Consider the following 1,785-nt stretch of genomic DNA (forward strand, 5'->3'; position numbering starts at 1 on the left):
CGGTGCGCCACCCGGCCAGGGGTTCTTATGCCTTGAGGCCGCCGACGAAGGCGGCCCAGGCGGCGGCCGGGACGACGAGGACGGGACCGGTAGGGTTCTTGGAGTCGCGGACGGGGACGACGCCGGGGATGTCGTCGAGGACTTCGACGCAGGACTCTCCGCCGTCGCCGCCGCTGTAGGTGCTCTTGCGCCAGGGGGCGGCGCCCGGGAAGTCGTACGCTACCTCGACGCACTCGCCGCCATTGCCATCGCTGTAGCTGCTCTTGCGCCACTTGGCGGTGCTCAGGTCGTAGTCGCGCATCGTCTGTACTCCTCCGCCACCGACTCGATCAGGGCCAGGGACGCCTCCGGCGACAGCGCGGCGGCCCTGAGCAGATCGTAATCCGCCTGGGCCCGCTTCACTACCGCCGGATCGTCCAGCAGATTCCCCGAATACACCGCTTCTGTATAGGCGGTTGGGGGAGCGTCCTCGAACTCCATGAGCCGAAGCATCTTGCCCATGTGTGGGTGGGCCCCCGCCGCGAACGGCAGCACCTGCACCAGCACCCTGCGATCGCCCATCATTGCTGTGGTGTGGTCCAGTTGCCGGGCCATTGCCAGGGGATCGCCCACTGGGACTCGCAGCGCGGTCTCGTGCAGGATGGCCCAATAGTCAGGCCGTGTCGCATCCTTGAGCAGCGGGGCTCGGTCCATCCGTGCCCGTACCGTCTCCTCGACGAACTCCTCCGTCGCGAACGGGTTGCTCGCCAGCACGACCGCACGTGTGTACTCGGCGGTCTGGAGCAGTCCTGGGATGACCGTCGGAGCGAAGTCGCAGATCTTCGTTGCCCGCTCCTCAAGCTCAGCGGCAGCCGCGAAGTACTCCGCATATGGCGACTTGGCGATCAGCTTTCGCCACATCCGCTCGAAAAAGCCATCGGTTTGTAGTACCTCATCGAGCCGCACCGCCACATCCTTCTGAGGCTTCCGAATAGCCTGTTCGAATTGGCCGATGTAGCCCCCGGATACGAATACCCGGTGCCCCAGTTCCCCCTGCGTCAGCCCCGCCGCCTCCCGCCTCCGCTTGAGCTCCAGGCCGAAGAACTCCCAGGCCGCCTGCCTGGAACCCGCCCACCGTCCCTTACCTGCGTTGGCCATGGATTAACTCCTTTGTGCTGCCGTGCAGTTGTAGCGCGCGTATGTCTGTCGATTCTAGGTCTGTGTCTTCACACTCGAGATGGGAAGACAGAAAAGTACCGGGGGACGAGGAAGGAGAGCCGTGGAAGAAATGGACCACCTCCAGGACGCCGAGGCGGCCGTAGCCGAATTGCGAGGTGCGCTCGCCCGCGCCGGAGTGATCCTGCCGTCGCTGGGACTGGACCCGGTGTCCTGCGCCGGCGGGGACCCGAGGGTGCTGGTCGAGCTGGGCCGGTGCACCGTCGAGACCGCGCGGCGCATGGCCGCCGCGCTGCCGGGAGAGGCGACGGACCGATGAGCGCACCGGCCGTGGGGTCGTACGTGGTCGACACGAGCACCGGCCGGGTGGGGAGAGTGATGGCGTACATGGGGCCGTACGCCCAGCTCAGGCCGATCGGCGGCGGCCGTGAATGGGACTGCGTCCCGGAGGCGCTGCGCATCGCCACCGCGATGGAGCGCCTCCGCGCGGCGACGGCGCACGTGAACGCCCGCAGCCGCGGCGAAGTGCCCTAGCTAGGGCCTGTCGTTCGGATCTTGCCGGGCTCGCGTGCCCTGGCACGCGCTCCCCCAGAGCTTCGCCTGGGGGGACCCCCAGCGGCGTTGTCGTCA

The 1,785-nt window shown here is 67.7% G+C and carries 4 protein-coding genes; 2 read left to right on the forward strand and 2 right to left on the reverse strand.

From position 1 onward, the window contains the following. Positions 1 to 25 precede the first annotated feature (25 nt). Both ACWGI8_RS43930 and ACWGI8_RS43935 read right to left on the reverse strand, forming a co-directional pair. Positions 26 to 301: a DUF397 domain-containing protein gene (locus ACWGI8_RS43930; protein ID WP_453669179.1), complete on the reverse strand. Its 276-nt coding sequence runs from the start codon at positions 299 to 301 to the stop codon at positions 26 to 28. Beyond that, complete coding sequence (locus ACWGI8_RS43935) at positions 283 to 1,137, reverse strand: helix-turn-helix domain-containing protein (RefSeq protein WP_453669180.1); 855 nt, start codon at positions 1,135 to 1,137, stop codon at positions 283 to 285. Before ACWGI8_RS43935 ends, ACWGI8_RS43930 begins: the two co-directional genes overlap by 19 nt. Positions 1,138 to 1,267: 130 nt before the next feature. On the opposite strand from ACWGI8_RS43935, the gene ACWGI8_RS43940 reads away from it, so the two are divergent. Together ACWGI8_RS43940 and ACWGI8_RS43945 are read left to right on the forward strand one after the other, a co-directional pair. After that, positions 1,268 to 1,474, forward strand: a complete 207-nt coding sequence (locus tag ACWGI8_RS43940) for a hypothetical protein (RefSeq protein WP_453669184.1) — start codon at positions 1,268 to 1,270, stop codon at positions 1,472 to 1,474. Further along, positions 1,471 to 1,689 carry a hypothetical protein gene (locus ACWGI8_RS43945; RefSeq protein WP_453669182.1) on the forward strand — a complete coding sequence of 73 codons (219 nt, stop codon included), beginning with the start codon at positions 1,471 to 1,473 and terminating at the stop codon, positions 1,687 to 1,689. Before ACWGI8_RS43940 ends, ACWGI8_RS43945 begins: the two co-directional genes overlap by 4 nt. Positions 1,690 to 1,785 lie beyond the last annotated feature (96 nt).

The organism is Streptomyces sp. NPDC054841, assembly GCF_053611045.1.

Bases quoted from the DNA above. Each gene is read 5' to 3' on its own strand.
- ACWGI8_RS43930 (WP_453669179.1), bottom strand. From the start codon at position 301: ATGCGCGACTACGACCTGAGCACCGCCAAGTGGCGCAAGAGCAGCTAC.
- ACWGI8_RS43935 (WP_453669180.1), bottom strand. From the start codon at position 1,137: ATGGCCAACGCAGGTAAGGGACGGTGGGCGGGTTCCAGGCAGGCGGCC.
- ACWGI8_RS43940 (WP_453669184.1), top strand. From the start codon at position 1,268: ATGGACCACCTCCAGGACGCCGAGGCGGCCGTAGCCGAATTGCGAGGT.
- ACWGI8_RS43945 (WP_453669182.1), top strand. From the start codon at position 1,471: ATGAGCGCACCGGCCGTGGGGTCGTACGTGGTCGACACGAGCACCGGC.